The following is a 1,527-nucleotide window of genomic DNA, read 5'->3' as shown; positions in this document are numbered from 1 at the left end:
CAATACCAGTGACTTAAGGATCTCGGCTGGTAGGGTGCCTGTTCAGGAGGTGCCGGGATGCCACGCCCTGGACAGGTCAAGCCGGAAACGGACGAGCGGTTGTCGGACCGGATCGCGATCGGATTGCTGACGCGTACGTTTCCGCCGGAGCTGGTGGACCGGATCGTGCAGGAGTCCGGGAAGTCCGGTCAGCGCAACCGTTTGTTGCCTCCGCGAGTGGTTGTCTACTTCGTGCTGGCGATGTGTTTGTTCTCCGGTCAGGGCTACGAAGAGGTCGCGCGGCTGCTGACCCAGGGTCTGGCCTGGGCCAGGCGCTGGTCGGGTTCGTGGCAGGTGCCCACCACCGCTGCGATCTCCAGGGCTCGGGTCAAGCTCGGGCCGGGGCCGCTCAAGGCGTTGTTCGAGCAGACTGCGGGGCCTGTGGCGACAGAGTCCACCGCCGGTTCGTGGTACGGACGTTGGCGTCTGATGGCGGTCGACGGGACCACGTTCGACGTGCCGGACAGCGAGGAAAACAACGCGCGGTTCGGCCGCCCCGCTACCCACCGGGGCGAGCGGACCGCCTTCCCCCAAGTGCGGGTGGTGGCGCTGGCCGAGAGCGGGACGCACGCCATCACCCACGCGGCTCTGGGGCCGTACACCACCGCGGAGTCCGTGCTCGCCCGAGAGCTGTTCCAAGCTCTCGGGCCGGACGACCTGCTGATGGCCGACCGGGGCTTCGCCGGCCTGGAACAGTGGCGGGCCGCCTCGGCCGGCGGCGCGGACCTGCTCTGGCGAATCAAGACGACCGCGGTGCTGCCCGTGCGCCGTGAGCTCCCCGACGGGTCCTACGTCTCCGACATCGTGGCAGCCAAAGACCACCGTAAACGTACCGATCCGACCGTGGTCCGGGTTATCGAGTACACCCTGAATGACCCCGGACGCCCGCAGCACCCGGCACCGTACCGGCTGATCACCACCATCCTCGACCACGAGGCGGCCCCCGCAAAGGAGCTGGCGGCCCTCTACAACGAGCGGTGGGAGATCGAAACCGCGCTGGGCGAACTGAAGACCCACCAGCGCGGCCCCGCCCAGGTCCTGCGGTCACGCTCACCCGACGGTGTCGAGCAGGAAGTCTGGGGCCACCTGCTCGTCCACCACGCAATCCGCCAGCTCATGCACGACAGCGCGGAGCAGGCCGCAGTCGACACCGACCGGCTCTCCTTCACCCGCACCCTCCGTCTCGCCCGACGTCACGTCACCGCGCAGGCGGCCTTTTCCCCCTGACCACCTGGCCGCAGCCCTCACGGCCGGCATCCACGAGATAGCCGAACGCCTCCTGCCCCAACGCCGCCACCGCTCCAACCCCCGCGTCGTCAAACGCAAGATGTCCAACTTCGGCGTCAAACGCAGCGCCCACCGGCACTGGCCCCAGCCCACCCGAGACCCCGCCGACACAGTCACCGTTGCACCGCACTACAAGACTGCGCCGATCAGCCCACCGGCCAAGGCACCGCGCACTCAGCACCACTAAGTCACTGGTATTGG

Annotated in this window: 1 protein-coding gene; it reads left to right on the top strand. The window is 68.3% G+C overall.

The features are described from left to right. The first annotated feature begins 57 nt into the window (after positions 1-57). On the top strand, positions 58-1,266 hold the full coding sequence (locus E6P78_RS32450; protein WP_136207196.1) for an IS4 family transposase: 1,209 nt from the start codon (positions 58-60) through the stop codon (positions 1,264-1,266). Positions 1,267-1,527: the final 261 nt, after the last annotated feature.

Source organism: Streptomyces sp. A0958 (assembly GCF_004795035.1).
Classification (GTDB): domain Bacteria; phylum Actinomycetota; class Actinomycetes; order Streptomycetales; family Streptomycetaceae; genus Streptomyces.
This window is presented reverse-complemented; position numbering and strand designations above follow the sequence as displayed.